The sequence below is a fragment of the Actinokineospora alba genome (genome assembly GCF_004362515.1).
GTDB lineage: Bacteria > Actinomycetota > Actinomycetes > Mycobacteriales > Pseudonocardiaceae > Actinokineospora > Actinokineospora alba.
Window position 1 is genome coordinate 2,695,173 of the sequence record NZ_SNXU01000001.1, and the last position, 24,213, is coordinate 2,719,385.

A 24,213-nucleotide genomic window follows, 5' to 3' on the forward strand; every position below is an offset into this window, starting at 1 on the left:
ACCCAAACGAGGAGGCAGCAGTATGACGCGGACACTCGTCGTCGTCGGCAACGGGATGGTGGGGCACCGGCTCGTCCAGGCCCTGCGCGACCGTGACGCCGAAGGCGGCTGGCGCGTCCTCGTCATCGCCGAGGAAGCCCGGCCCGCCTACGACCGGGTCGCCCTGACGTCCTATGTGGACTCCTGGGACCCGATGACCCTGCAGCTCGAAGGCGCGGAGTTCACCGACGACGACGGCGTGGAGCTCCGGCTCGGCGACCCTGTCGTCACGATCGACCGCGAGTCGAAGGTCGTGCGCACCGCAGGCGGGCTCACCCAGTCCTACGACGTGCTCGTGCTCGCCACCGGCTCGGTCCCGTTCGTCCCGCCGGTGCCCGGCAGGCACCTGCCCGGCTGCCACGTCTACCGCACGATCGACGACCTCGACGCGATCCGCGACTCCGCCGCCCGCGCCGCCAAGGGCAAGGGCCGTGGCGCGGCGATGGTCCTCGGCGGCGGCCTGCTCGGTCTGGAGGCCGCGAAGGCCCTGCGCGACATGGGTTTGTCGCCGCACGTCGTCGAGCTCGGCCCGCGCCTGATGCCGCTGCAGGTCGACGAGGGCGGCGGCGCGCTGCTCAAGCGCCTCATCGAGGGCCTCGACGTGACCGTCCACGCGGGAACGTCGACGACCTCCATCGAAGAGGACCGCGGCAGGCTGCTCGCCAAGCTGTCCAACGGTGTCGAGCTCGACCTCGACCTCGTGGTGTTCTCCGCGGGCATCCGCGCGCGCGACCAGCTTGCCCGTGAGTCCGGCCTGACCGTCGGCGAACGCGGCGGCATCGTGGTCGACGAAGGCTGCCGTACCAGCGATCCCGACATCTACGCCATCGGCGAGTGCGCCAACCTCGACGGCATGGTCTACGGCCTCGTCGCCCCCGGCTACTCCATGGCCGAGGTCGCCGCCGACCGGATTCTCGGTGGCACGGCGAGCTTCCCGGGCGCGGACCTGTCGACCAAGCTCAAGCTCATGGGCGTCGACGTCGCCAGCTTCGGCGACGCGCACGCGGCCACCGAGGGCGCGCTCGAGGTCGTGTTCAACGACGCGGTCAAGGGTTCCTACAAGAAGCTCGTCATCTCCGACGACGCCAAGACGCTGCTCGGCGGTGTCCTGGTCGGCGACGCGAGCGACTACGCGATGCTGCGGCCCATGGTCGGCCGCGCCCTGCCCGGCGACCCCGGCTCCATTCTGGCGCCGTCCGGCGGCGGTGGTGGGGGAGTCGGCATCGACGCGCTTCCCGACGAGGCGCAGGTGTGTTCCTGCAACGGTGTCACCAAGGGCGACATCAAGCACTCGATCCTCGAAGGCGGCTGCGCCGACGTCCCGGCGATCAAGTCGTGCACCAAGGCGGGCACCTCCTGCGGGTCGTGTGTGCCGATGCTCAAGCAGCTCCTCAACGCCTGCGGTGTCGAGCAGTCGAAGGCGCTGTGCGAGCACTTCAGCCAGTCCCGCGCCGAGCTGTTCGAGATCGCCCGGGTCACCGGGATCACCACGTTCAGCGAACTGGTCGCCAAGCACGGCAGCGGACGCGGCTGCGACATCTGCAAGCCCGCGGTCGCCTCGATCCTCGCTTCCCTTGGCAACGGCCACATCCTGGCCGGTGAGCAGGCGGCGCTGCAGGACACGAACGACCGCTACCTGGCCAACATGCAGCGCAACGGCACCTACTCGGTCGTGCCGCGCATCCCCGGCGGCGAGATCACGCCGGAGAAGCTGATGGTCATCGCCCAGGTCGCCCAGGACTACGGGCTCTACACGAAGATCACCGGCGGCCAGCGCATCGACCTGTTCGGCGCCACCGTCGACCAGCTCCCCGCGATCTGGAAGCGGTTGGTGGACGCCGGTTTCGAGTCCGGCCACGCCTACGGCAAGGCGCTGCGCACGGTGAAGTCGTGTGTCGGCGACACCTGGTGCCGCTACGGCGTGCAGGACTCGGTCGGCCTGGCCATCGAGCTGGAACTGCGCTACCGCGGCCTGCGCGCACCGCACAAGCTCAAGTCCGCCGTCTCGGGCTGTGCCCGCGAATGCGCCGAGGCGCGCGGCAAGGACTTCGGCATCATCGCCACCGAGAACGGCTGGAACCTCTACGTGGGCGGCAACGGCGGCATGATGCCGCGCCACGCCGACCTGCTGGTGTCCGAAGTGGACAAGGAGACGCTGCTCAAGGTCATCGACCGGTTCCTGATGTTCTACATCCGCACCGCCGACCGCCTGCAGCGCACCTCCACCTGGCTCGACGGCCTCGAAGGCGGCCTCGACCACCTGCGTGACGTCGTCGTCAACGACAGCCTGGGACTGTGCGCCGAACTCGAAGCGCAGATGGCGCAGCACGTCGACGACTACGCCGACGAATGGGCCGGTGTGCTCGCCGACCCACAGAAGCTCGCCCGTTTCAGCTCGTTCGTCAACGCGCCCGGCACGCCGGACCCGACGATCACCTTCCGCGAGGAGCGTGGCCAGAAGGTTCCGGTGCTGCTCGGCATCCCGGAGGTGAGTGCCCGATGACCGCTGAGGCCGTGCTGATCGAGACCAGCTGGACCGAGGTCTGCCCGGTGGACGCCCTGGCCCGCGAGCAGGGGGTCGCGGTGCTGCTGCCCGACGGCACCCAGGTCGCGGTGTTCCGCACCCACGACGACGCGCTGTACGCCGTTTCCAATGTGGACCCGTTCAGCGGTGCGGCGGTGCTCTCACGCGGTATCGTCGGGGACATCGGTGGAACGCCGGTCGTGGCTTCGCCGATGCACAAGCAGCACTTCGATCTCCGAACAGGTGCCTGCTTGGAGGACGCCGACGTGTCCGTCCCCACATACCCGGTCTGCGTCTGCGATGCGACCATCCTCCTGGGGCAGCCATGACCATGCTCCTGGAGGTACCCGAGGTGACCGAGAGCCAGATCTCTCCCCTAGCCGGCTACACCATCGGCGTCACCGCAGCCCGCCGCGCGGACGAACTGGGTGCCCTGATGGAGCGTCGCGGCGCCACCGTGCTGCACGGCGCCGCGATCCGGATCATCCCGCTCGCCGACGACAGCGACCTGCTGGCCGCCACCACCAGCCTGATCGAGGGTGGCCCGGTCGACTTCGCCGTGGCCACCACCGGCATCGGTTTCCGCGGCTGGATCGAGGCCGCCGACGGCTGGGGCCTGGGCCAGGACCTGCTCGACGTCCTGCGCAAGGCCGACGTGCTCTCCCGCGGCCCCAAGGCCAAGGGTGCCGTGCGGGCCGCGGGCCTGGTCGAGAAGTGGTCGCCGGAGTCCGAGGCCAGCGCCGAACTGCTCGACTACCTGCTCGACGTGGGCGTCGAGGGCAAGCGCATCGCGGTCCAGCTCCACGGCGAGCCGCTGCGCGAGTTCGTCGAAGCCCTGCGCGAAGCCGGTGGCGAGGTCGTCGAGATCCCGGTCTACCGCTGGACCGGCCCGGTCGACCCGGGTCCCCTGGAGCGGCTCATCGACGCCGTCCTCGCGGGCCAGGTCGACGCCATCACCTTCACCAGCGCGCCTGCCGCGGCCAGCGTCCTGGAGACAGCCGACCGCCTCGGCCGCCTGGACGCGCTGCTCGACGCCCTGCGCTCGCGGGTGCTCGTCGTCGGCGTCGGCTCGATCACCGCCGGGCCGCTGACCAGCCTCGGCATCCCCGTGGTCTGCCCGGAGCGCGCCCGCATCGGCGCCCTGGTCCGAGAGCTGGCGGTGACCCTGCCCCAGCGGGCCGTGCGGCTGTCCGTCGAGGGGCGTGATCTGGAACTTCGCGGCCAGGCGGTCGTGTTCGACGGTGAGCTCCGTCCGGTCCCGCCTGCCCCGATGGCCCTGCTGCGCGCACTCGCCGCGACCCCCGGCCGGGTGCTGTCCCGCCCGGCGCTGGCTGGCGTCCTGCGCAGGCACTCGGGCCGCGAGGCGGGTGTCGACGAACACGCCGTCGAGACCGCTGTCGGCAGGCTGCGTGCCGCCCTGGGTGAGCCGTCGCTGGTGCAGACCGTGGTGAAGCGCGGCTACCGCTTGGCGGTGCCGATCGCATGACGCTGGTCCTGGTGGCGCACGGAACCCGAGCGGAATCCGGCGCCCGAACAACGCACGCCCTGGCCGACGAGGTGCGGGCCCTGCTGCCCGAGGTCCCCGTCAAGGTCGCTTTTGCCGACGTCCGCGCCCCCGACGTCACCACGGTCCTGCGCTCGGTGCGCGGCCCCGCGGTGGTCGTCCCGGCCTTCCTGGCCTCCGGCTACCACGTGCGCGTCGACGTCCCCGCCCAAATCGCCCTGTCCGGCGCGACGGAGGTGTCGGTCACCCAGGCCCTGGGCCCGGCCCCCAGCCTGGTCGCCGCCATGCACGACAGGCTGAGTGAAGCAGGCTGGCGCCCCGGCGACGCGGTGGTCATGGCCGCCGCAGGCTCATCGGACCCCCGCGCCTTGGCCGACGTCCGCCGCGCGGCCACCCTGCTCAGCCACCGCACGGGCTCCATCGTCCGCATCGGCTACGCCGCCACGGCCGCCCCACGGATCTCCGACGTGGTGGCGGAAGTCCGCGAGACGGCGGACCGGGTCGCGGTCGCCTCCTGGCTGTTGGCCCCCGGCTTGTTCCAACGCGCCGTCGCAGGCTGCCCGGCCGACGTGATCGCGGAACCGCTTGGTGACCACCCCCGCGTGGCCGACTTGGTAGTCCGCCGCTACGCCGAAGGCCTGTACTACCGCGCCGCCGCTTAGCTCAGGAATTCACGAGCTGGTTGACCCGCTGGAATGAGAGCCCGAGAATCTCGCCTGCCTCGCGCTGCGATAGCCCTTGGGAGAGCAGTTCACGGACGGCGGCCCGGGACTCCATCGCCGCTTCGGAGTTCTTCTGCGCCGCCTCCGCGCGGAGGACTTCCGCCCGGGCGAGGTGGTCTTCCACCGCGCTTGGGAGTGCCACTGTCACCTTGAGCTCGTATTCCTCGGTCTCACCCATGATCTCGATGAGTTCAGCCGCCATCGGTCGCACGTCCCGGTAGCGCAATGCCTGAGTCGACCGCCCGACCTCGGGGATCCGGATGAGCCAGAACTTTCCGTCGCGCGATACCTCAGCGTGGAATGTCTTCATTTGCGCCACCATCCCTTCCCGAGCACGTCCTGGCACTCCTTGAAGATCTCCACCGCGAGCCGCTCGCCTCTCTTGACCAAGTCGCGGCGCTTCAAACCTACGTCTATCCCGAGCTAGACGTAAGCGTCAAGCCCGGGGTGGACTATCCACGCGATCGTGAACAAGCGGCGGACGCGCGCATGGGGAATAATTGAACGCGCAACTAAGTTGCAGCGTCCAGATGGCCGCCAAGCCCGGTGGCCGAGAGTGAGAGGAGGCCGAGATGCCTGCGATCACCGCCGACACCTTGACCCTGCCCCGCCTGCCGGAGCTGCCGGAGTCGGCCACGTCCTGGCGTGGGGTCCGCAAGGTCGTCACCGTCCAGAAGTTCTTCGAGGGCGAGGGCTTCCCGGTGCGCAGGCCGTTCCCGGGCGTGGACCTGCCCGACGCCGACCCGTTCCTGCTGCTCGACCAGATGGGTGCCGTCGAGTACGGCCCCGGTGAGGCCAAGGGCGCCCCATGGCACCCGCACCGCGGCTTCGAGACGGTCACCTACATGATCGACGGCGCCATGCAGCACACCGACTCCATCGGCGGCGGCGGCCTGATCACCGACGGCTCGACCCAGTGGATGACCGCGGGCTCGGGCATCCTGCACAACGAGATGCCCCCGCAGGACCTGGTCGCCAAGGGCGGCCTGTTCCACGGCGTGCAGCTCTGGGTGAATCTGCCGCGCTCCCTCAAGATGGCGCAGCCGCGCTACCAGGACATCGAGGCCCGCGACGCCAAGCTGCTCTCCAGCGACGACGGCGGCGCGCTCGTCCGGGTCATCGCCGGTGACCTGGACGGGCACAAGGGTCCGGGGTCGACGTACACGCCGATCACGTACCTGCACGCCACCCTCAACGCCGGGGCGCGGCTGACCATGCCGTGGCCCGAGGACTTCACCGCGATGGTCTATGTGTTGTCCGGCAACGGAACCGTCGGCATCGAGCGCCGCCCGCTTAACGAAGGCCAGCTGGCCGTGTTCGGCGCGGGTGAGGCCCTGACGCTGCGCGGCGCCGACCGTCAGCCGGGCAACTCGCCGACCGGGTGGGAAGTCCTGGTGCTCGGTGGCAGGCCCATCCGTGAGCCGGTCGCCCGCTACGGACCGTTCGTGATGAACACGCGGCAGGAGATCCTGCAGGCGTTCGAGGACTACGAAGCCGGGCGGCTGGGCCAGGTCCCCGCCATCCACCGCACGAGTTCGGACGAGGAGTTGACGTGACCGACGTGATGACACTGCTCGAACAGGGCCGCCTGTACCGCGAGAGCGGCAACCCGTCGGCCGCCGCCCGCTACCTCGCCCAGGCCGCGGAGCTGGAGCCCACGTCCCGCTCGGTGCTCACCGAGTTGGCCCTGGCGCACTTCCACTCCGCCGCGCTCGGCCCGGCGGAGGCGGTCGCCCGCAGGCTGGTCGACCTCGACCCGTCGGACGCCTACGCCCACACGCTGCTGGGCCGGGCGCTCGCCCGCCAGAGCAAGCACGGCGAGGCCGTCGTGCACCTGCGGCTCGCCCACGCGATGCTCGGCACCACGGAGTCCGCCGACGCCCTCGCCGCGGCCGAAACCCAGGCGGGCAGGCGGAAAGGCGATCAGTAGCGCCCGCGCACCCGAACTGTCCACACTCGACATCGATTGACCTGGACGGCGAAACTCGCTGCCCTGCCGAAACCTCGGCGGGGCAGCGTTCCAGGGACCACTACCCTGGCGGCGTGCGAACTGGGCAACATCAAGTCACCTTCACCGGCACCGGCGGCGAGACCCTCGCGGGCACCCTGGACCTCCCGCCCAAGGAGCCCGAGGCATACGCGCTGTTCGCCCACTGCTTCACCGGCGGCAAGAACAACCAGGCCACCCGCCGCGTCTCCCGCGCGCTGACCGACCGCGGCCTGGCCGTCCTGCGCTTCGACTTCACCGGCATCGGCGACTCCGGCGGCGAGTTTGCGAACGCCACCTTCTCCTCCAACGTCGCCGACATCGTCCGCGCCGCCGCCTACCTGCGCGACAACTTCACCGCGCCCTCGCTGATCATCGGCCACTCCCTCGGCGGCGCCGCCGTGCTGGCGGCGGCGGGGCAGATCCCCGAGGTCCGCGCCGTGGTCACCGTCGGCGCCCCCAGTGACCCGGCGCACGTGGCCCACCTGTTCGAACACGCCCTCACCGACATCGAGCACGCGGGAGAGGCCGAGGTCAGCCTCGGCGGCAAGTGGTTCCGCATCCGCCGCGAATTCCTCGAAGACCTTCGCGAACAGCGCCTGGCCGACCACATCGCCCGGCTCGACCGCCCCCTGCTCATCCTGCACTCACCCGACGACGACATTGTCGACATCACCAACGCCGCGGGCATCTACACCGCCGCCCGCCACCCCAAGTCCTTCATCTCCCTCGACGGCGCCAACCACCTGCTGACCTCACCCCTGCACGCCAAGCGAGTGGCCCAGCTGATCGCCGCCTGGGCGGACCCCTACCTGCCGGAGTCCTTCACCCCCGAGATCGACTGACCCCGCCCTCGCGGACCAAGCGCGACGACGACAGTCCAACCAGCCTGCAAGCCGGACGGAACCGACCCCACCGCCACCGCGTCTTTGACTACATGGGCATTGGTCTGGTCGCGGCCCTCGTCGGTGCCGCGTATCTCATCGTCGGCCTTGTCTCATTCTTGCGCCAACATCGCTCGTGACCTGGGCGAACACCCAGTGACCGGCCGATGACCCAGCGGCACGACTCCGTCTGGGGGGTTGTGGCGACCCCTATTGGGCTGAAAGAGTGAGGTCGTATTCCCGGCCGGCACGCTGTGGGATTCCCTGTGAGCAACCTCGATGCTCTTCGCGCGGCGGCCGCCCTTAGGAAGGTTGCCTTCATGACGCTTGCCCACGAAGCACCCACGGTGGGTCGGATCGCCGCCGCCCGTGAAATCGAGTCGATGCACAACGCCGAGCAGTGCCACCGCGCCGCTCGCACCGTGGCCGACCACGCCGCCGACGCAGCCGACTGCCTGCAGCTCCTTGAGATGCTCGGCCTCGACCCCGAGACAGTCAAACGAGGCTAATCAATCACGCACACCCCAGCGATAGGTCCGTAGATCGACCTTGTCGTTGACTGCCGGCACGCCCTCGGCCCGCAGCAGCTCCAGCTGCCTGCGGGCCAGGTGCGGGGCAGGCCTCCCACTCGCTCGGAGCACCCGGTGCCACGGCAGGTCGTGCCCGTCCTCGGACAGCACCCGCCCGACCAGCCGAGGCGTCGACGCCCGCGCGATCTCCGCGATGTCGCCGTAGGTCGCCACGCGCCCCGCGGGGACCGACCGGACGGCGTCGCGGATGCGTTCGTGCAGCTGTTCGTCGACGCTCATCGGATGAACTCGTCGATCAGCGCGGCGATCCCCGCCGGGTCCTCCAGGTAGACCATGTGCCCGAGGTCCAGCGCCGCGTGCCGGAAGTCGTCGCCCAGGGTGAACCGGCACGCCTTCACGAACTCGGGCCCGACGAACTCCTCGCGCGTCGCCTCCACGAGCAGGGTCGGCAGCCCGGGCGGGGGCAGCCGCGGCGCCCGGCACATCTCGCTCCACGCGGTGATCACCGCGGCCGGGCTGTAGCGCGGCCGCCAGTGGCCGTCGACCTCCACCCAGTTCGCCGTGACCTCTTCCTCGATGTGCTCCTCGGGCTCACCCGGCCAGTCGTGCCGCTGCGTCGCCAGCGCTTCGCCGCGGTCGTCGCGGATCACCTCCGCGGTCTGCGCGTACTCCGCCGCGTCCTCGGGAGTCACCTTCACCGCCGGATCCAGCAGCACGAGCTTGCGCACCCGCTGCGGTGCCAGCCGGGCCAGGTGCAGTGCGACCAACCCGCCGAACGAATGGCCGACCACCGGCACCGAGTCGAGGTCGTGGACGTCGAGCACCCGCAGCAGGTCGGCCGCCTGCTGCTCCAGCGTCCACGGCGGCAGCCGGTCGGACAGCCCGTGTCCTCGCAGGTCAGGTGCCACGACGCGGTAGTCGCGGAGGTGGTTCTCGGCGAGCCTGCGGAACCGTGCGCCATGCCCGGCGATCCCGTGCAGGAACAGCACCGGCGGCGATTCGATCGACCCGTACGAGTGAACATGTAAGGCATCGGCCATGGGCGCGATCATGCCATCTCGGCCTGGCCGGGCGTGCCGCGTCCAAGGCTGTCACCCCCTCGTGATGCAATCGGGTGTGGCCGCCGCGAGAACCCCCAACGCGCCGCAGCTCGTGCGCCGACCTGCGGCGCACCGGCAGGCCTCGAACTGGGGCGCCGACGCCCAGCGGGTGCTCGCGGGCAGCGACGGGTTCGTCCGCGTCCTGGGCGGCCCCGGCACCGGCAAGACCACCCTCCTCGCGGAGCTCGCGGCCGACCGGATGCTGCGCGGCGGCGTCGACCCGGAACAGCTGCTCGTGCTCACGTCGAGCCGCCGTGCCGCCGCCGACCTGCGCTCCCGTATCACCGCGCTGCTGACAGACCACGCCGACGAGGGCGCCCCGCGCACGGTCCGCGAACCGCTGGTCCGCACGGTCCACTCCTACGCGTTCTCGGTCCTGCGCATCCAGGCGATGCTCCACGACGAGCCCGGTCCCCGGCTGCTCACCGGCCCCGAGCAGGACACGGTGATCCGCGAACTGCTGGAAGGCGACGTCGAGTTCGGCGCCAAGTACTGGCCGGAGCGGCTGCGCCCCGCGCTCGGGGTGGCTGGGTTCGCCGAGGAACTGCGCGACCTGATTCTGCGTGCCGCCGAGCGCGGCCTCGGCCCCGAAGACCTGATCACCCTGGGCGAGCGGGAGAGTCGCGACGAGTGGGTCGCGGCGGGCCGGTTCGGCATGCAGTACGAGCAGGTCACGCTGCTGCACGGGGCGTCGGACAGCGCCGTCGCCCACACCAGCGCCCCCGCGCTCGACGCCGCCGAGCTCGTCGCGAGCGCCCTGCTGGCCTTCGAGACCGACGACGAGCTGCTCGCCGCCGAGCGGGCCCGCGTGCGGTACCTGCTGGTCGACGACGCGCAGCACCTCGACCCGCTGCAGTACCGGCTGCTGCACCGGCTTGGCAGCGCCGCCAAGGAGTTCGTCGTGACCGGCGACCCCGACCAGGCGATCTTCTCCTTCCGCGGCGCCGATCCCCGGCTGCTGCGTGACGCGGAGTCGCAGGCCACGATCGTGCTCGACACCGGCCGACGCATGGCGCCCGCCGTTCGCCGCGCCGTCTCCCAGCTCGCCGCGCGGCTGCCCGGCGCCGGGCAGCGCCGGGTCGACAAGTCCAAAGACCAGGGCGGCACGGTCCAGGTCCGGCTGCACGCGTCGTCCGCGGCCGAGGCCACCTGGGTCGCCGACCAGCTCCGCCGGGCGCACCTGCTCGACGGCGTGCCGTGGTCGGAGATGGCGGTGCTCGTGCGCTCCGCGACCCGCTCGGTTCCCGTGCTGCACCGTGCTTTGGCGGCGGCGGGCGTCCCGGTCGCCGCCCCCGGCGACGAGCTGCCGCTGGCCCAGCAGCCCGCGGTGCGGCCGTTCCTGGCCCTGCTGCGGTGCGCCGCCGTGCCCGCGCTGCTCGACCCGGCGATGGCCGCCATGCTGCTCAGCTCGCAGCTCGGCGGCGCCGACCCGCTGGCGCTGCGGCGGTTGCGGCGCGGTCTGCGCAGGCTCGAACAGGCGGCGGGCGGCGACAAGTCCAGCGACGACCTGCTCGTCGAGGTCCTCACCGACGACGACCGGCTCAGCGCCCTGGAAGCCGCCGAGGTCGGGCCGGTCCGCCGGGTCGCGACCCTGCTTTCCGCCGCCCGCAAGGGAATCGCCGATGGCGCGGGCATCGAGCAGATCCTGTGGGAGGTCTGGCAGGGCAGCGGCCTGGAGGCCCGCTGGGTGTCGACGGCGGCCCGCGGCGGTCCGGTCGGCGCCCAGGCCGACCGCGACCTCGACGCCATCGTGGCGCTGTTCCACGCCGCCGAGCGCTACGCCGACCGGCTGCCCGGCTCCGGCATCGCGGGCTTCGCCGAACACCTCATCAGCCACCGCATCGCAGGCGACACCTTGGCTCCTTCGGCGCCCCAAGGCGAAGCTGTCGCCGTGCTGACCGCCCACGCGTCCGCTGGTCGCGAGTGGACAGTCGTCGCCGTGCCCGGAGTGCAGGAAGGCTCCTGGCCCGACCTGCGGCTGCGCGGCTCGCTGCTCGGCGTCGAGCGGCTCATCGATCTGCTGTCGGGGGTCACCAACTCGGATTCGCTCTCCGCCACTGCTCCCTTGCTGGCCGAGGAACGCAGGCTGCTGCTCGTCGCGGCGAGCCGGGCCCGGGGCATGCTCCTGGTGAGCGCTGTCCGCGGCGAGGAGGAACAGCCGTCACGGTTCCTGGCCGAGCTTTCCGGCGTCGACGCGACCGACCCGGAGGCCGAGTCGCTGATCCCGGTGGCCCAGCCCGAACGCGCGCTCGTGCTCGCGGACCTGGTGGGGGAGTTGCGCCAAGTCGTCTGCGACGGCGCCGCCGACCGCGGCCGCCGCGCGCTCGCCGCCCGCCAGCTCGCCCGGCTCGCCGCGGCCAACGTCCCCGGCGCCCACCCCGACAGCTGGTACGGGCTGCCCGAGCTGTCGAGCATGGAACCCTTGCGCGCCAGGGCGGAGCCGGTACGGGTCTCACCGTCCACTGTGGAGGTTCTGGCCAAGTGCCCGCTGCGGTGGGTCGTCGAGCGGCACGGCGGGCAGGACCCGGTCGAACTCGCCGCTGTCACCGGAACGCTCGTGCACGCCCTGGCTCAGGCCGCCGCCTCCGGCGCGTCGCGTGAGGAACTGATGGCGGAACTGGACAAGGCGTGGACCCGGGTCGACGCGGGCGCGCCGTGGTTCTCCCGCCGTGAACAGCAGCGCGTGCGCGCCATGGTCGACACGTTCCTGACCTGGGTCCGCGACACCCGCGGCGAACTGACCCAGGTCGCCGTCGAACGTGACGTGTCGGTGGACCTGCCCGACGGCATCACCGTGCGCGGCCGGGTCGACCGGCTGGAGGTCGACAACGAGGGCCGCCCGGTGATCATCGACCTCAAGACCGGAAAACAGCCGATCAGCGCCGACGACGCCAAGGAGCACCCGCAGCTGGCGGTGTACCAGCTGGCCGCCGCGTATGGCGCCTTCGCGGGCGACGGCCTCGCCGACCTCCCGGGTGGCGCGCGCCTGGTTTATGTCGCGAAGAAGAGCCGCGGCAAAGCAACCGAACGAGGTCAGGAACCGTTGCACGGCGAGGTTGTGGACCACTGGCTCAACATCGTCCGCGACGCCGCGGGGTCCATGGTGGGCCCGGAATACAACGCGTTCGAAAGCCCGGACTGCCCACGTTGTCCGGTGCGTTTCACCTGCCCACTGCACTCCAGCGGCAGGCAAGTGACCGAATAACACTCGAACAGGTGATCGAATGGTTGGTGACCCGGATTCGGCCGTTCGGCGGGGTAGATTAAGCCCCATGAACTCGGTCCGGCCACTCCGCACCGCCTACGATCCCCGCCGCCGATATTCGGCGGCGGAGTTCACGGTGTTGACCGTGGACGGTGACGATCGGCATGAACTTCACGATGGACTGGTGACAGTGAGCCCAACCCGCACGCCGATCCACATGCGAGTCCTCGCCAGGATGTTCAGCCAGATCGACTCGCAGATCTCCCAGGGTCTGCGGGTGTTCCCCGAGGTCGGCATCGTTGTCGACGTGTCGTCGCCGACCGTCCGCGTGCCCGACCTCGTGATCACCACCGCCGCTGTCGATCAAGATGAGCCGCTGGTGAGAGCGGAGGATGTGGTGCTCGCGGTCGAGATCGTCTCGCCAGGTTCGGAACTTGTCGACACCACGGTCAAGCCGTTCGAGTATGCCGATGCGGGCATCCCGAACTTCTGGCTCGTCGACCCCGCCCCACCCGTGACCGTAACCGTGTATTCGCTGGCAGACGGGAACTACGAGGAATCTCAGCGCGCCGAACGCGGGCTGGAAGTCGTGGCTCCCTGCGAGCTGCGGATCGATCTGGCCGCGCTGTCGCGATGAGGGCGTATCCGTTGTGAGCCTTCCGCTGCCCGGGCTGGCCCTTGTCGGTCCCCGTGAACTCGCCCACGAACTCGGCCTGCCGCCGCCGACCGCCGAACAGTGCCTGGTCATCGCCGCCCCGCCCGATCCGGCGCTCGTCGTCGCGGGTGCGGGCGCGGGCAAGACCGAGACGATGGCCGGGCGCGTGGTGTGGTTGGTGGCCAACGGTTTGGTCACCCCGGAGCGCGTCCTCGGCCTGACCTTCACCCGCAAGGCTGCCCGTCAGTTGGCCGACCGGGTGCGGTCCCGGCTGCGCAGGCTCGCGGGCTCGCGGCTGCTCGACAAGCTCGACCCGTCGGGGGAGCGGCGCGCCGCGGTGTTCGCGGGTGAGCCGACGATCCTGACCTACCACGCCTACGCCGGGCGCATCGTCGCCGAGCACGGGCTGCGGCTGCCGGTCGAGCCGGGTGCGCGGCTGCTGACGGAGACGGCGTCCTGGCAGCTGGCGCACCGGGTGGTGTCCACGTGGAACCACGACCTCGAGACCGACCTCGTTCCCGCGACCATCACCAAATACCTGCTCGCCGTCGCGGGGGAGCTGTCCGAACACCTCATCGACGAGGCGGCGCTCGCCCGGCACGCCGAGACGATGTGCGCGCTGATCGAGTCCGCGCCGCGGGCCAAGGGGCAGCGCGCCGACCTGTCCCAGGACCTGCAGAAAGTCCTTGTCACCCAACGCTTCCGGGTCGCGCTGCTGCCGATGGTCGCCGCCTACTCCGACCGGAAGCGGCGCGAGGGCGCGGTCGACTTCGGCGACCAGATGTCGCTCGCCGCCAAGCTGGCCGCCGGGCACATCGAGGTCGTGCGCGGCGAGCGTGAGCGGTTCGGCGCGGTGCTGCTCGACGAATACCAGGACACCGGCCACTCCCAGCGAGTCCTGCTGCGGTCGCTGTTCGGCAGCTCGCTCGAACATCCCGACGCGGAGCCGATGCCGGTCACCTCCGTCGGCGACCCGGCCCAGGCGATCTACGGCTGGCGCGGCGCCAGCGCGGCCAACCTGCCGCGCTTCACCACCGACTTTCCCCGGCGGGACAACGGGAAACTCGTCCCGGCCACCCGCTACGGGCTGCTCACCAGCTTCCGCAACCCGCCGGAAGTGCTCGACCTGGCCAACGCCGTGTCCGCCCCGCTGCGCGCCCTCGGCCTCGAAGTCGACGAGCTCCGCGCCCGGGACGGCGCTCCCGCGGGCGACATCCGGCTCGCCCTGCTGTCCGATGTGGACACCGAGGTGCAGTGGGTGGCCAACCAGGTCGCCGACCGCTGGCACGCGGCCATCGAGGAGCACGACAAGCCGCCCACCGCCGCCATCCTCGTCCGCCGCCGCGCCGACATGGCCGACCTGGCGAGCGCCCTGCGTGAACGCGGGCTGCCGGTGGAGGTCGTCGGACTCGGCGGCCTGCTCGACGAACCCGAGATCCGTGACCTGGTCAGCGCCCTGCGCGTGCTCATCGACCCCCTCGCGGGCACTGCCGCCGCCCGGCTGCTGACCGGCTCCCGCTGGCGCATCGGCGCCGCCGACCTTGCCGCACTGTGGGGGCGCGCCCGCAAACTGGCCGAGGCGTTCGCGGGCGAGCCGATCAGCGACGCCGCGGCATCCGACGTCCTGCCCGGCGAAGGCGTCGAACAGGCGGGCCTGGTCGACGCCATCGACGACCCGGGCCCGCGCGAGGCGTACTCCGAACTCGGCTACGAGCGCATCCGGTCCCTGGGTTCTGAGCTGACCATGCTGCGCCGCAGGCTCGACCAGCCGCTGCCCGAACTGGTCGCCGACGTCGAACGCACCATGCAGCTCGACATCGAGGCCACCGCCCGCCGCGGCGGCGCGGGCCGCGCCCACCTCGACGCCTTCGCCGACGTCGTCGCCGACTACGCGCGCGCCAGCCCCTCGGCGAGCCTGCCCGCCCTCCTCGACTACCTCGCCACCGCCGAAGCGGCCGAGGACGGCCTCGAACCCGGTGAGGTCGAGGTCGCCGAAGACCGCGTCCAGATCCTGACGGTCCACTCGGCGAAGGGCCTGGAGTGGGAGATCGTCGCCGTCCCGCACCTGGTCCGCGACGTCTTCCCCAGCGGCAGGCGCGGCGGAAGCTGGCTGCGCGCGGTCACCGAGATGCCCGCCGACCTGCGTGGTGACGCCGCCGACCTGCCCAAGCTCGACCTCACGAGCGCCGCCGACCGCAAAGAGGTCGAGCAGGCCCTCAAGGCGCACAACGAGGACTTCGCCGAACGCGGCCTCGTCGAGGAACGCAGGCTGTTCTACGTCGCGCTCACCAGGTCCGAGCGGTCGCTGCTGGTTTCCGGGCACTGGTGGGGCCGTACCGGGGCCAAGCCGCGCGGCCCGTCGGACTTCCTGACCGACCTGGCCGACTACGTCACCGAGCAACAGTGGCCGCCCGAACTCCTCGACGTCTGGACCCCGCAGCCCGAGGAGGGCGCCGACAACCCGATCGCCACCGCGGTCAAGACCGCGACCTGGCCCGCCGACCCGCTGCGCGACCGCCGCTCCGACGTCGCCACCGGCGCCGCCCTCGTCCGCGCGGAACTCACGGCCATGCGCGAAGGCGAGGAGTTCGACGACGAACCCGACGACCCCGACGGCTGGGTCCGCGACACCGACGTCCTCCTCGCCGAACGGGCGGCCGCGTCCGCCCGGCGCGAGCAGGTCGTGCTCCCGGACCAGCTCTCGGTGAGCCAGCTCGTCGAACTCGCCGCCGACCCGGAAGCCCTCGCCCGGCGCCTGCGCCGCCCACTGCCGTTCCCGCCGAACCCGGTGGCCCGCCGAGGCACCGCCTTCCATGCCTGGCTGGAGAAGCGGTTCGGCTCCCGCGCCCTGCTCGACCTGGATGAACTCCCCGGCGCCGCCGACGACGGCGCCGCCCCCGACGAAGACCTCGACGCCCTGCGCGAGGCTTTCCTCCGCAGCGAGTGGGCCGACCGGGTGCCGCACGAGGTCGAGGTCCCGTTCTCCACCGAGATCGACGGTGTCGCCGTCCGCGGCCGCATGGACGCCGTGTTCCTCGACCCGGATGGCGGCTGGACCGTCGTCGACTGGAAAACCGGCCGTGTCCCCGACGAGGAGCACCTGCCCGCCCTCACCGTCCAGCTCGCCGCCTACCGCCTCGCCTGGGCAGGTCTGTCCGGAATCGACATCGCCGAGGTCAGGGCCGCGTTCCACTATGTCCGGCACGGCACGACGCTGCGTCCGGTCGACCTGCTCGACGCCGACGGACTGCGGGCCCTGCTGCGGTCGGTGCCCGTGCCCGAGCCCAAATAGGGCAAAGCGGGCAGCCCGAATGAACGCCGTGAGCCCGCTCAGCCGACAGGGCCGTGATCCGGCTAACCTGCCCACGTGAGTCAGTGGATTCGGCGGGGGAACCCATGAAGCGCAGCCTGAAGACGTTGGGCCTCTCCGAGCGAGCTGAACATGAACTCGTGGGCATCCTGCGGATGCCAGAGTCCAGCGTCAGCCCCGTCACCGCGATCGCCCGGCGCCTCGTCTGGGCCGTGCTCGCCCTGTTCGCCGCGGTCCTCATCGTCTACTTGGACCGTGACGGCTACCGGGACGTCAACGAGGACGGCATCTCCTTCCTCGACGCCGTCTACTACGCCACCGTGTCGCTCTCCACGACCGGATACGGCGACATCACGCCCGCGAGCGACTCGGCCCGGCTGATCAACATCCTGGTGATCACCCCGCTGCGCATCCTCTTCCTCATCGTCCTGGTCGGCACCACGCTCGCGGTGCTGACCGAACGGTCCCGTCAGGTTGTCAAGATCCAAAGGTGGAGGTCGAAGGTGCGCGATCACGTGGTCGTCGTCGGCTACGGCACCAAGGGCCGCTCCGCGGTCAGCGCCGTGCTGTCCGACGGGATCGACCCGAGTCGGATCGTGGTGGTCGACACCGACCAGGCCATGCTCGACGCGGCGTCGCTGCTGGGCTTGGTCACCGTGCACGGCTCGGGCACCCGGTCCGACGTGCTGCGGGTGGCGGGGGTGCCGCGGGCCAAGTCAGTCGTGGTCGCCGCCAACCGGGACGACTCGGCCGTCCTGATCACCCTGACCGCGCGCGAGATGGCGCCCAAGGCGCAGATCGTCGCCGCGGTGCGGGAGACGGAGAACGTCCACCTCGTGCGCCAGTCCGGCGCGAACCAGGTCGTCGTCTCCAGTGAAACCGCGGGCCGCCTGCTGGGCATGGCCACGCACACCCCGACCGTGGTCGACATGGTGGAGGACCTCATCACCCCCGACGCGGGTCTGGCCATCTCCGAGCGGGAGGTCGAGGACAGCGAGGTCGGTGGCTCACCCCGGCACCTGCCCGACATCGTCCTGGGCATCGTCCGCGCCGGAAAGCTCTTCCGCGTCGACTCGTCGGAAGCCGACGCCATCGAAACCGGCGACCGCATCTTGTACATCCGCAAGGTCACTCCGGCAGACGACTAGGACCCTTGCGCGGTCTGCGACGATCCGTGGGTGCGTCTGCCGCCTGAGCTAAGAGTGCCCGCCGCCCAGGCGGCTGGGTCGGCGCTGTTCAGCATCCTCGTGGCGGTCCTCATCTCGCTGACCGGCGCACTCGGCCTCTGGTCGAACTCCGACGTGCGCGTGGAAGTCGACGCCAAGGTGGTTCAGGCGGTCGGCTGCGCCAAAGCGGACCAGCCCGAGGAGGTCACCTACCAGCGGGACGGCCGCGAGGAGCGGATCAAGCTCGACGCGTGCGGCCACGAGGTGGGCGAGCCCGTCCGAATCGCTCTTGGTGAGGAGACCGCCAGCCTCGCCCACGCCCGGACCTCCGCGACCACCGACGCCCGACCGCTCGGCGTCGTCCTGTGTGTGTTCGCGGGGATCGCGGGCGCGGGCTTCGCCGAGTTGTTCCGGCGGACGGCGGGCGAGTCGCTCAGGACACGTGCTGTGGGTCCATGACCCACGTGTTGCACTGGTAGGTCCGGTTCTCCTTGAACCCCTGCTCCATCCACGCCCCGTTGTGCTGCGGTGTCCCGTGGTCGCGGATGCGCCCTTCCCAGTCGCCGCGCTGGTAGGCGTCGGCGATGGCGTCACCGATGATCGGGTTGGTCATCGACCCGCCACCGTGTTGCGCGCCCGCGAACCACATGCCCGCGAAGCAGGACGCCTCCAGTTCGAGCCTGCGGGACTGCTCGAGACCGGCCGGGGTCTGGTCGCCCGCCTCGTACCGCGCCTCGAAGTAGGTCTCGAGGATGCCGGTGAGGTGCTGCACGTGGTGGCCGAACTCGTGCGCGAGGATGCCGAGGTAGGCACCGGTCTTGTTCCCGTACCGCTCGGTCAGCAGTCCGGCGAAGGGCATGTAGAGCGTGTTGTCCTTGTAGCAGTAGAACGCAGGCGCCTGCCCCTTCGTCACCGAACCGCATGGCGTGCTCCACGACGTGCCCGCCGGGGACTTGATCGCGGGCCGCCGGTAGGGCAGGCCGGCGCGCGCCATCGCGGGCTGCCACGCCTGCTCCAGGCACGGCAGGGCCGCGTTGAGGTAGGCCTCCGCGGCCGCCGGTTCGCTGCGCCACGCGGGCAGGCTGCAGGTGGCCGCGTTGACCCCGTTGGTCGTGCTGAAGATCGGGTTGTCGCCGAGGCGGTAGACCGGCTGCGGCTCGGCGGGCGTGGTCTTCGTCGGCGTCGTGGTCGTGGTGGTCGTGCGATCCGTCTCGGACGTGGTCTCCGTGGTGGTGGTCGTGGTCTCCGTAGTGGTGGTGGTCTCGCGCGTGGTCGTGCTGTCGTACGTCGGCGTCGAGTAGGTGGTGGTCGGCGAGGAGTAGCCGATGTCATCGGCCGAGCTGCGGCGGTTCTTCTGCACGAAGCCGAAGGCGCCCGCCCCCACGACCAGCAGGGCGACCAGGGTGATCGCGACGATCGGCCCGGTGTTGGACTTCTTCGGCATGGGCGCGTACATCGGCCGCCACGGGGGCTGTCCGCCCATCGGCGGTCCGTAGGGCCCACCCGGCGGCGGTCCGTACGGCGGTCCGGACATCGGTGGCCCGTAAGCGGGGCCGCCCATCGGCGGGCCCGCCATCGGCGGCCCGTACGGCGGCCTGCCGGGTTGGGGCTGCCCAGGGTGGCCGAACTGCCGGGTTCCGGTCGGCGGCTGCGCGCCCATCGGCGGCGGGCCCGCGGGCCTGTTCCCATGTGGAGGGTGCCCGGGCGGGGGGAGCGGCCGCGCGAACGGCGGCGGCGCGACCGGCATCGGTGGCGGGTAGGGCCCTTGTGGACGCCACGGCCCCCCAGGCGGCTGAGTCATTGTTCCCCCGTCGTAGATTTCGCCAGACGGTGCGTGAGCATATGGGCGCTCGGCTATCGTTCGCTGGCGTGTTCACGAATTGGGGGGTAGCCACCGCGATTGTGGTGGCCGGGATCTCGTTGTCCGCAGCTCAGCCGTCGTTTCCGTCGCCACCGTCGGACGCGCCCACGATCGACTTCCCGGTGCCGAAGCCAGGTGCGACGCCGGGGCCGACCAAGTCGGGCGCGCCGTCGATCGACCCGCGGCCGCCGACCGAGAGCAGGCCGGGGCGGCCGGAGGGCCAGGGCGTCCCGACCACGCTGCCGCGCAGCGTCAACATCCAGCTCAAGGTCGAGCGCGACGGCAGGCTGACGGTGATCGAGCAGGTCATCGTCCAGGCGAAGAACACGATGACCCGGGTCGCGCCGCTGCGCATCGGCGACCGTGTCTTCGCCGTGCGCGACGCCACGGTGGACGGCAACGGGACCGCCGAGGCCACCGCCGACACCTTCACCATCAAACTCGGCGAGGGCGCGTCGACCGTCAAGTACACAGTGGACGGTGCGGTGGCCGACTTCGGCGACCACGTGCAGGTCCGATGGCAGGTCGCGAACGGCTGGGACACCAAGCTCGTCTTCCTGCGCGCGTCCCTGCTCACCCCCAAGCCGGGCAACGACTTCGTGTGCCTCGCGGGCCAGTCGGGCACCGAGGACCCGTGCGACTCGGCGCTGATCGACTCCAGTGGGGTCCTGCGGGTCGTGCAGTCCGATCTCGACTCCGGTGCCCGGGTCGACCTGAGCGCCACCCTGCCCGCCGGGCTGGTGCCCGCCAACGCGCGGTTCGAGAACGTGAAGGCCGGCGCGTTCGCGCTGACCCCGGTCAGCGGCGCCGCGCTGGGGCTGCTGGCGCTGCTCCTGCTCGGCGGCTTCGGCGCGCTGTGGGTCGCGCGGGGCCGCGACACCAAGGCCGCCGCGGCCGACGTCGAGCCGGTCGAGGTCCTCGTCACCGAGGGCGGCCGGGTCGTGTTCGCCTCACCGGACGGCGTGCTTCCCGGCCAGGCGGGCACCGTCATCGACGAGGTGGTCGACGCCCGCGACCTGACCGCCACCGTGATCGACCTCGCGGTGCGCAACTACCTGTGGATCACCGAGTCCGGCGAGGACTGGCAGGTGGTCCGCCGCAATCCCGCCGACTACGCCCTGACCGACTACGAGCGCGCGGTCTACCAGGCGCTGCTCCCCGAGGGCACGGAGTCGGTCACCGTCTCCGCGCTGCGGTCGGCCCCGCCGAACACCGCAGACGCGCGCTCCGCCATCCACGCCGACTCGGTGGCGCGCGGCTGGCTCAGCCGCACGCCTGCCAAGCTCCGGTTGGCCGGAGCGGTGCTCGCGGTCGTCGGCGTCGCCGCGACCGTCGTGCTCGCCCTGACCGTCGGGCACGCTCTGGCCGGTGTCGCGCTGGTGATCGGCGGCATCGCCCTCGCCGTCGGCGCACGGTTCCTGCCCGCGCGAACCAAGCGGGGCGCGCTGCTCGTCCAGCAGGTGCGTGGGGTTCATGGGTACTTGAAATCAGTGCCGCCCGAGTCCGTGCCCGCCGCCGACCGTGAACTGGTCTTCTCCCGTTCGCTGCCCTACGCGGTCGCACTGGAAGAGGCCGAGCAGTGGCTGAGCCGGTTCGCCGCACTCGACGTCGCCGCGGACGGCACCCCGGGTCTCTACTGGTACGGAACCCAGGACGACGCCTACGACCAGGCCCGATTCGCGGAGCGCTTCCACGCCCTGATCGACAGCGTGGACGGGGTCTTCGGCAAGCGCTGATTATCGCCGCTGATCACGATCGTGTTACCCCCGTCTGAGCAGCGGAAACTCAGACGGGGGTGGGCTGGTGATCCGATATCTACGCGGGGTACCGTTCGCGCACTTTCGAACGTCGACCATTCACTCGATTGGTCATCTCCAGGGGAGGCGCGTTGCTCACTACCGTGACCCGTGTCGTCCTCGCGGCAGCGGTAGGCCTCACCATGGCTCTCACCGCGTCCCCCGCGATGGCGCAGGAACAGCCGGCCCCGCCGGTGGCCGAAGAGCCCACCGAGGCGGAGCCCCCACGACCGCTCCTGTCGGCCGTGGCTTTCTGCGCCGAGAAGGTGGCGAACCTGGACGTCTACGTCCTCGACACCCGCGAGGAGCCGTACTCGATCACGCTGCAGGGCGTCGGGGTCAACTACAACGAGACCAAGCCGACTGCCCTGCATGCGGTGAAGGACCAGCACCACGTCCTCTTCGAGGGTCTGGCTCCGGGTCAGTACACCGTGCGCGCGGGCGGGAACCAGCCCTCTGACGACGTCGATGTGATGGTCAAGGACTGCGCGGAGGTCGAGCCCGCGAAGGGTGAGCTGAGCGTCGAGGTCGAGTGCAAGGCGGGCTGGGGCATCGTGACCTTCGTCGTCGCCAACCCGACCAGCGGCAAGACCGAGCAGTACACCCTGAGCACGAGCGAATACGGCATCTCGTACGAGACGCTCACCCTTCCTGACGGCATGTTCCTGCGGATCACTGAGAACGGCTTCGATGACGGCGAGTACTTCGCCACGCTGTCCGGCCCGAACCTCAAGGACCCGATCACCAAGGAATTCACGATCGCCTGCGCGGCGGAGAACGCGCCCAAACTCAGCGCCTTCGCGAACTGCGACGGCAAGGACGACCTCAACTCGCCCGCGCCGCTCTACGTCGACGTGACGAACCCCAACCGCACGGCTGTCGATTACACGATCAAGGTCGGCGGCGCCGAGCGGGTGGTCAAGGTCGGCCCCGGGGCGAACGGGTTCGTCGAGCTGGACACGCTGCCCGCGGGCGTACACCGCGTCACGGTCTCCGGGTCCGATGGCACGGTGACGAAGACCGAGGTCGCGGTGGATGACTGCTCGGGCGTCAAGGTGGACGAGGACGGCCTGCAGATCCAGACCCGGTGCGTCGACGGCAAGTCCGACGTGACCTTCCGGTTCTTCGACATCGGCGGCGACTACCCGGTGAAGCGCACGTTCGGCGTCGACGGCACCGACCTCTTCGACTCGACGATCGAGTTCGAGGGTGAGGGCCCGTACCTGTGGTCCCGCCACACGGGCGAACTCGCCGACGGCGAGTACACCGCTCGCCTTACCGGAGCCGGCCTGACCACGGTGGAGAAGTTCACCGTGAAGTGCGCCGACCAGCCCACCACCACGACCGCGCCGTCGACCACCGGCCCGGCCCCCAGCACGACGCCCGCTCCGCAGGGCGGCACCGCCCCGGCGGTCGACGACACCCTGCCGGTGACCGGCGCGGCGGTCGGCACGATGGTCGCCCTGGGCCTCGCGGCACTGGGTCTCGGCGGCTTCCTGGTGATCACCGCGCGTCGCAAGCGCTCGGCCAAGTAGGACTTCCCTCTGGCGGGCCGGCAACGGCCCGCCAGAGTTGTCCACAGGCGAACCCCAGACCCTGACGCGACCCCACCCCGCTCCCGTAGGCTCGTCTGGTGACCGTTTCCGAGCTGCACAGGTACACCCTGTCCAACGGGCTGCGCGTGGTGCTCGCCCCAGATTCGACCTCGCCCGTCGTCGGCGTGAGCGTGCATTACGACGTCGGTTTCCGGTCCGAGCCCGAGGGGCGGACGGGGTTCGCCCACCTTTTCGAGCACCTGATGTTCCAGGGCAGTGAGAGCCTCGAGAAGCTCGCCCACTTCCGGCACATCCAGTCCTCCGGCGGCACGTTCAACGGGTCCACCCACCCGGACTACACCGACTACTTCGAGGTCCTGCCGTCGGCGGCGCTGGAGCGGGCGCTGTTCCTCGAAGCCGACCGGATGCGCGCGCCGAAGCTGACCGAGGAGAACCTCCGCAACCAGATCGACGTGGTGAAGGAGGAGATCCGGCTCAACGTGCTCAACCGGCCGTACGGCGGGTTCCCGTGGATCCTGCTGCCGCCGGTGCTGTTCCAGACCTTCCCCAACGCGCACAACGGTTACGGCGGGTTCGAAGACCTCGAGCAGGCCACCGTCGCCGACTGCGCCGCCTTCTTCGACACGTACTACGCGCCGTCGAACGCCGTCCTCACGGTTGCGGGCGACTTCACCGTCGCCGCCGCCCAAGAGCTGATCGAGAAGCACTTCGGCGACGTCCCCTCGCGTCCACGCCCGGAGCGGCCGTCGTTCGCCGAGCCGCCGCCCGCGGGTGAGATCCGCTCCGACCACGAGGACCGGCTGGCCCCGCTGCCCGCGGTCGCGCTGGGCTACCGCATCCCGGACCCGATCGACGAACTCGACGCGTACATCAACTACCTCGTCCTCGCGGGCGTGCTCGCCGATGGCGACGGCTCGCGCCTGCAGCAGCGCCTGGTCTACGGCGACCAGCTGGTCACCGACGTCGGCGCGGGCTGCGGCCTGTTCGGCCCGTTCGAGGCCCGCGACCCGGACACCTTCACGATCACCGCGATGTACTCGCCGGAGGTCGACGTCGACACCATCCTCGCGGCCATCGACGAGGAGATCGACAAGCTCGCGAGCACCCCGCCGGACGCGGAGGAGCTGGCCAAGGTGACCGCCCGCTGGGCCGCCACGTTGCACAAGGAGCACGACCGCCTGGTCAGCCGCACCCTCGCCCTGGGCGCGTTCGAGCTCCTCTACGGCGACCCGGCCCTGGTGTACTCGCTGCCCGAGCGCATCTCCGCCATCACCCCCGACGCGGTGTCCGCCGCGGCCAAGTCCCTGCGCGCGGACTCCCGCGCCGTGCTGACGATCTCGCCCGCCCCTGGAGCCGCGGAGTGAGGTCCCAGCA

Annotated in this window: 20 protein-coding genes; 16 read left to right on the forward strand and 4 right to left on the reverse strand. The window is 71.0% G+C overall.

All coding sequences use genetic code 11. The features are described from left to right. The first annotated feature begins 22 nt into the window (after positions 1–22). From nirB to C8E96_RS12915, 4 genes are read left to right on the forward strand one after another with little or no spacing between them, the layout of a single operon-like run. Positions 23–2,542 carry a nitrite reductase large subunit NirB gene (nirB, locus tag C8E96_RS12900; protein ID WP_091383393.1) on the forward strand — a complete coding sequence of 840 codons (2,520 nt, stop codon included), beginning with the start codon at positions 23–25 and terminating at the stop codon, positions 2,540–2,542. Next, the gene (gene nirD, locus C8E96_RS12905) at positions 2,539–2,892 is read left to right on the forward strand and encodes a nitrite reductase small subunit NirD (protein WP_091383392.1); all 354 of its coding nucleotides are present in this window, start codon (positions 2,539–2,541) and stop codon (positions 2,890–2,892) included. The genes nirB and nirD overlap by 4 nt, the downstream gene beginning before the upstream one ends. Beyond that, positions 2,889–4,049 carry a uroporphyrinogen-III synthase gene (locus C8E96_RS12910; protein WP_228770279.1) on the forward strand — a complete coding sequence of 387 codons (1,161 nt, stop codon included), beginning with the start codon at positions 2,889–2,891 and terminating at the stop codon, positions 4,047–4,049. Before nirD ends, C8E96_RS12910 begins: the two co-directional genes overlap by 4 nt. Then, positions 4,046–4,729, forward strand: a complete 684-nt coding sequence (locus C8E96_RS12915) for a sirohydrochlorin chelatase (protein ID WP_091383390.1) — start codon at positions 4,046–4,048, stop codon at positions 4,727–4,729. Before C8E96_RS12910 ends, C8E96_RS12915 begins: the two co-directional genes overlap by 4 nt. A 1-nt stretch (position 4,730) precedes the next feature. On the opposite strand, the gene C8E96_RS12920 is transcribed toward C8E96_RS12915, so the two are convergent. Further along, positions 4,731–5,099 (reverse strand): hypothetical protein, encoded by a 369-nt coding sequence (locus C8E96_RS12920; RefSeq protein ID WP_133794388.1) that lies wholly within the window; start codon positions 5,097–5,099, stop codon positions 4,731–4,733. 262 nt (positions 5,100–5,361) lie between these two features. Between C8E96_RS12920 and C8E96_RS12925 the strand changes: the two genes are divergently transcribed. The 4 genes from C8E96_RS12925 to C8E96_RS12940 all read left to right on the forward strand — a co-directional run bounded on the left by C8E96_RS12925 (position 5,362) and on the right by C8E96_RS12940 (position 8,169). Then, on the forward strand, positions 5,362–6,345 hold the full coding sequence (locus C8E96_RS12925; RefSeq protein WP_091383388.1) for a pirin family protein: 984 nt from the start codon (positions 5,362–5,364) through the stop codon (positions 6,343–6,345). Further along, positions 6,342–6,719: a tetratricopeptide repeat protein gene (locus C8E96_RS12930; protein ID WP_228770278.1), complete on the forward strand. Its 378-nt coding sequence runs from the start codon at positions 6,342–6,344 to the stop codon at positions 6,717–6,719. The genes C8E96_RS12925 and C8E96_RS12930 overlap by 4 nt, the downstream gene beginning before the upstream one ends. 113 nt (positions 6,720–6,832) lie before the next feature. After that, positions 6,833–7,621 (forward strand): alpha/beta hydrolase family protein, encoded by a 789-nt coding sequence (locus tag C8E96_RS12935; RefSeq protein WP_091383387.1) that lies wholly within the window; start codon positions 6,833–6,835, stop codon positions 7,619–7,621. Positions 7,622–7,980: 359 nt separating this feature from the next. Continuing rightward, positions 7,981–8,169 carry a hypothetical protein gene (locus C8E96_RS12940; RefSeq protein ID WP_091383386.1) on the forward strand — a complete coding sequence of 63 codons (189 nt, stop codon included), beginning with the start codon at positions 7,981–7,983 and terminating at the stop codon, positions 8,167–8,169. Here C8E96_RS12940 and C8E96_RS12945 read toward each other — a convergent pair whose 3' ends face one another. Continuing rightward, a complete protein-coding gene (locus tag C8E96_RS12945; protein WP_091383385.1) occupies positions 8,170–8,469 on the reverse strand; it encodes an MGMT family protein in 300 nt (99 codons plus the stop codon). After that, positions 8,466–9,230, reverse strand: coding sequence for an alpha/beta fold hydrolase (locus tag C8E96_RS12950; protein WP_091383439.1), 765 nt, complete (start codon positions 9,228–9,230; stop codon positions 8,466–8,468). Before C8E96_RS12950 ends, C8E96_RS12945 begins: the two co-directional genes overlap by 4 nt. Before the next feature lie 64 nt (positions 9,231–9,294). On the opposite strand from C8E96_RS12950, the gene C8E96_RS12955 reads away from it, so the two are divergent. The 5 genes from C8E96_RS12955 to C8E96_RS12975 all read left to right on the forward strand — a co-directional run bounded on the left by C8E96_RS12955 (position 9,295) and on the right by C8E96_RS12975 (position 18,085). Beyond that, positions 9,295–12,495, forward strand: coding sequence for an ATP-dependent helicase (locus C8E96_RS12955; protein WP_091383438.1), 3,201 nt, complete (start codon positions 9,295–9,297; stop codon positions 12,493–12,495). Between the two features lie 136 nt (positions 12,496–12,631). Beyond that, positions 12,632–13,132 (forward strand): Uma2 family endonuclease, encoded by a 501-nt coding sequence (locus tag C8E96_RS12960; RefSeq protein ID WP_228772119.1) that lies wholly within the window; start codon positions 12,632–12,634, stop codon positions 13,130–13,132. Between the two features lie 13 nt (positions 13,133–13,145). Further along, positions 13,146–16,442, forward strand: coding sequence for an ATP-dependent helicase (locus C8E96_RS12965; RefSeq protein WP_228770277.1), 3,297 nt, complete (start codon positions 13,146–13,148; stop codon positions 16,440–16,442). A gap of 104 nt (positions 16,443–16,546) precedes the next feature. Further along, entirely contained in the window at positions 16,547–17,608 is a 1,062-nt protein-coding gene (locus tag C8E96_RS12970; RefSeq protein WP_091383383.1) for a potassium channel family protein, read from the forward strand. Between the two features lie 30 nt (positions 17,609–17,638). After that, the gene (locus C8E96_RS12975; protein ID WP_133794390.1) at positions 17,639–18,085 is read left to right on the forward strand and encodes a hypothetical protein; all 447 of its coding nucleotides are present in this window, start codon (positions 17,639–17,641) and stop codon (positions 18,083–18,085) included. Here C8E96_RS12975 and C8E96_RS12980 read toward each other — a convergent pair. Beyond that, the gene (locus C8E96_RS12980) at positions 18,060–19,160 is read right to left on the reverse strand and encodes a neutral zinc metallopeptidase (RefSeq protein ID WP_166657967.1); all 1,101 of its coding nucleotides are present in this window, start codon (positions 19,158–19,160) and stop codon (positions 18,060–18,062) included. The genes C8E96_RS12975 and C8E96_RS12980 overlap by 26 nt on opposite strands. 335 nt (positions 19,161–19,495) lie before the next feature. Between C8E96_RS12980 and C8E96_RS12985 the strand changes: the two genes are divergently transcribed. The 3 genes from C8E96_RS12985 (at position 19,496) to C8E96_RS12995 (ending at position 24,203) form a co-directional block, all read left to right on the forward strand. Then, positions 19,496–21,223 (forward strand): DUF2207 family protein, encoded by a 1,728-nt coding sequence (locus tag C8E96_RS12985; RefSeq protein ID WP_166657968.1) that lies wholly within the window; start codon positions 19,496–19,498, stop codon positions 21,221–21,223. A 152-nt stretch (positions 21,224–21,375) separates the two neighbouring features. Then, a complete protein-coding gene (locus C8E96_RS33225; RefSeq protein ID WP_166657969.1) occupies positions 21,376–22,818 on the forward strand; it encodes an LPXTG cell wall anchor domain-containing protein in 1,443 nt (480 codons plus the stop codon). Between the two features lie 98 nt (positions 22,819–22,916). Beyond that, positions 22,917–24,203, forward strand: coding sequence for a M16 family metallopeptidase (locus C8E96_RS12995; RefSeq protein WP_091383378.1), 1,287 nt, complete (start codon positions 22,917–22,919; stop codon positions 24,201–24,203). Positions 24,204–24,213: the final 10 nt, after the last annotated feature.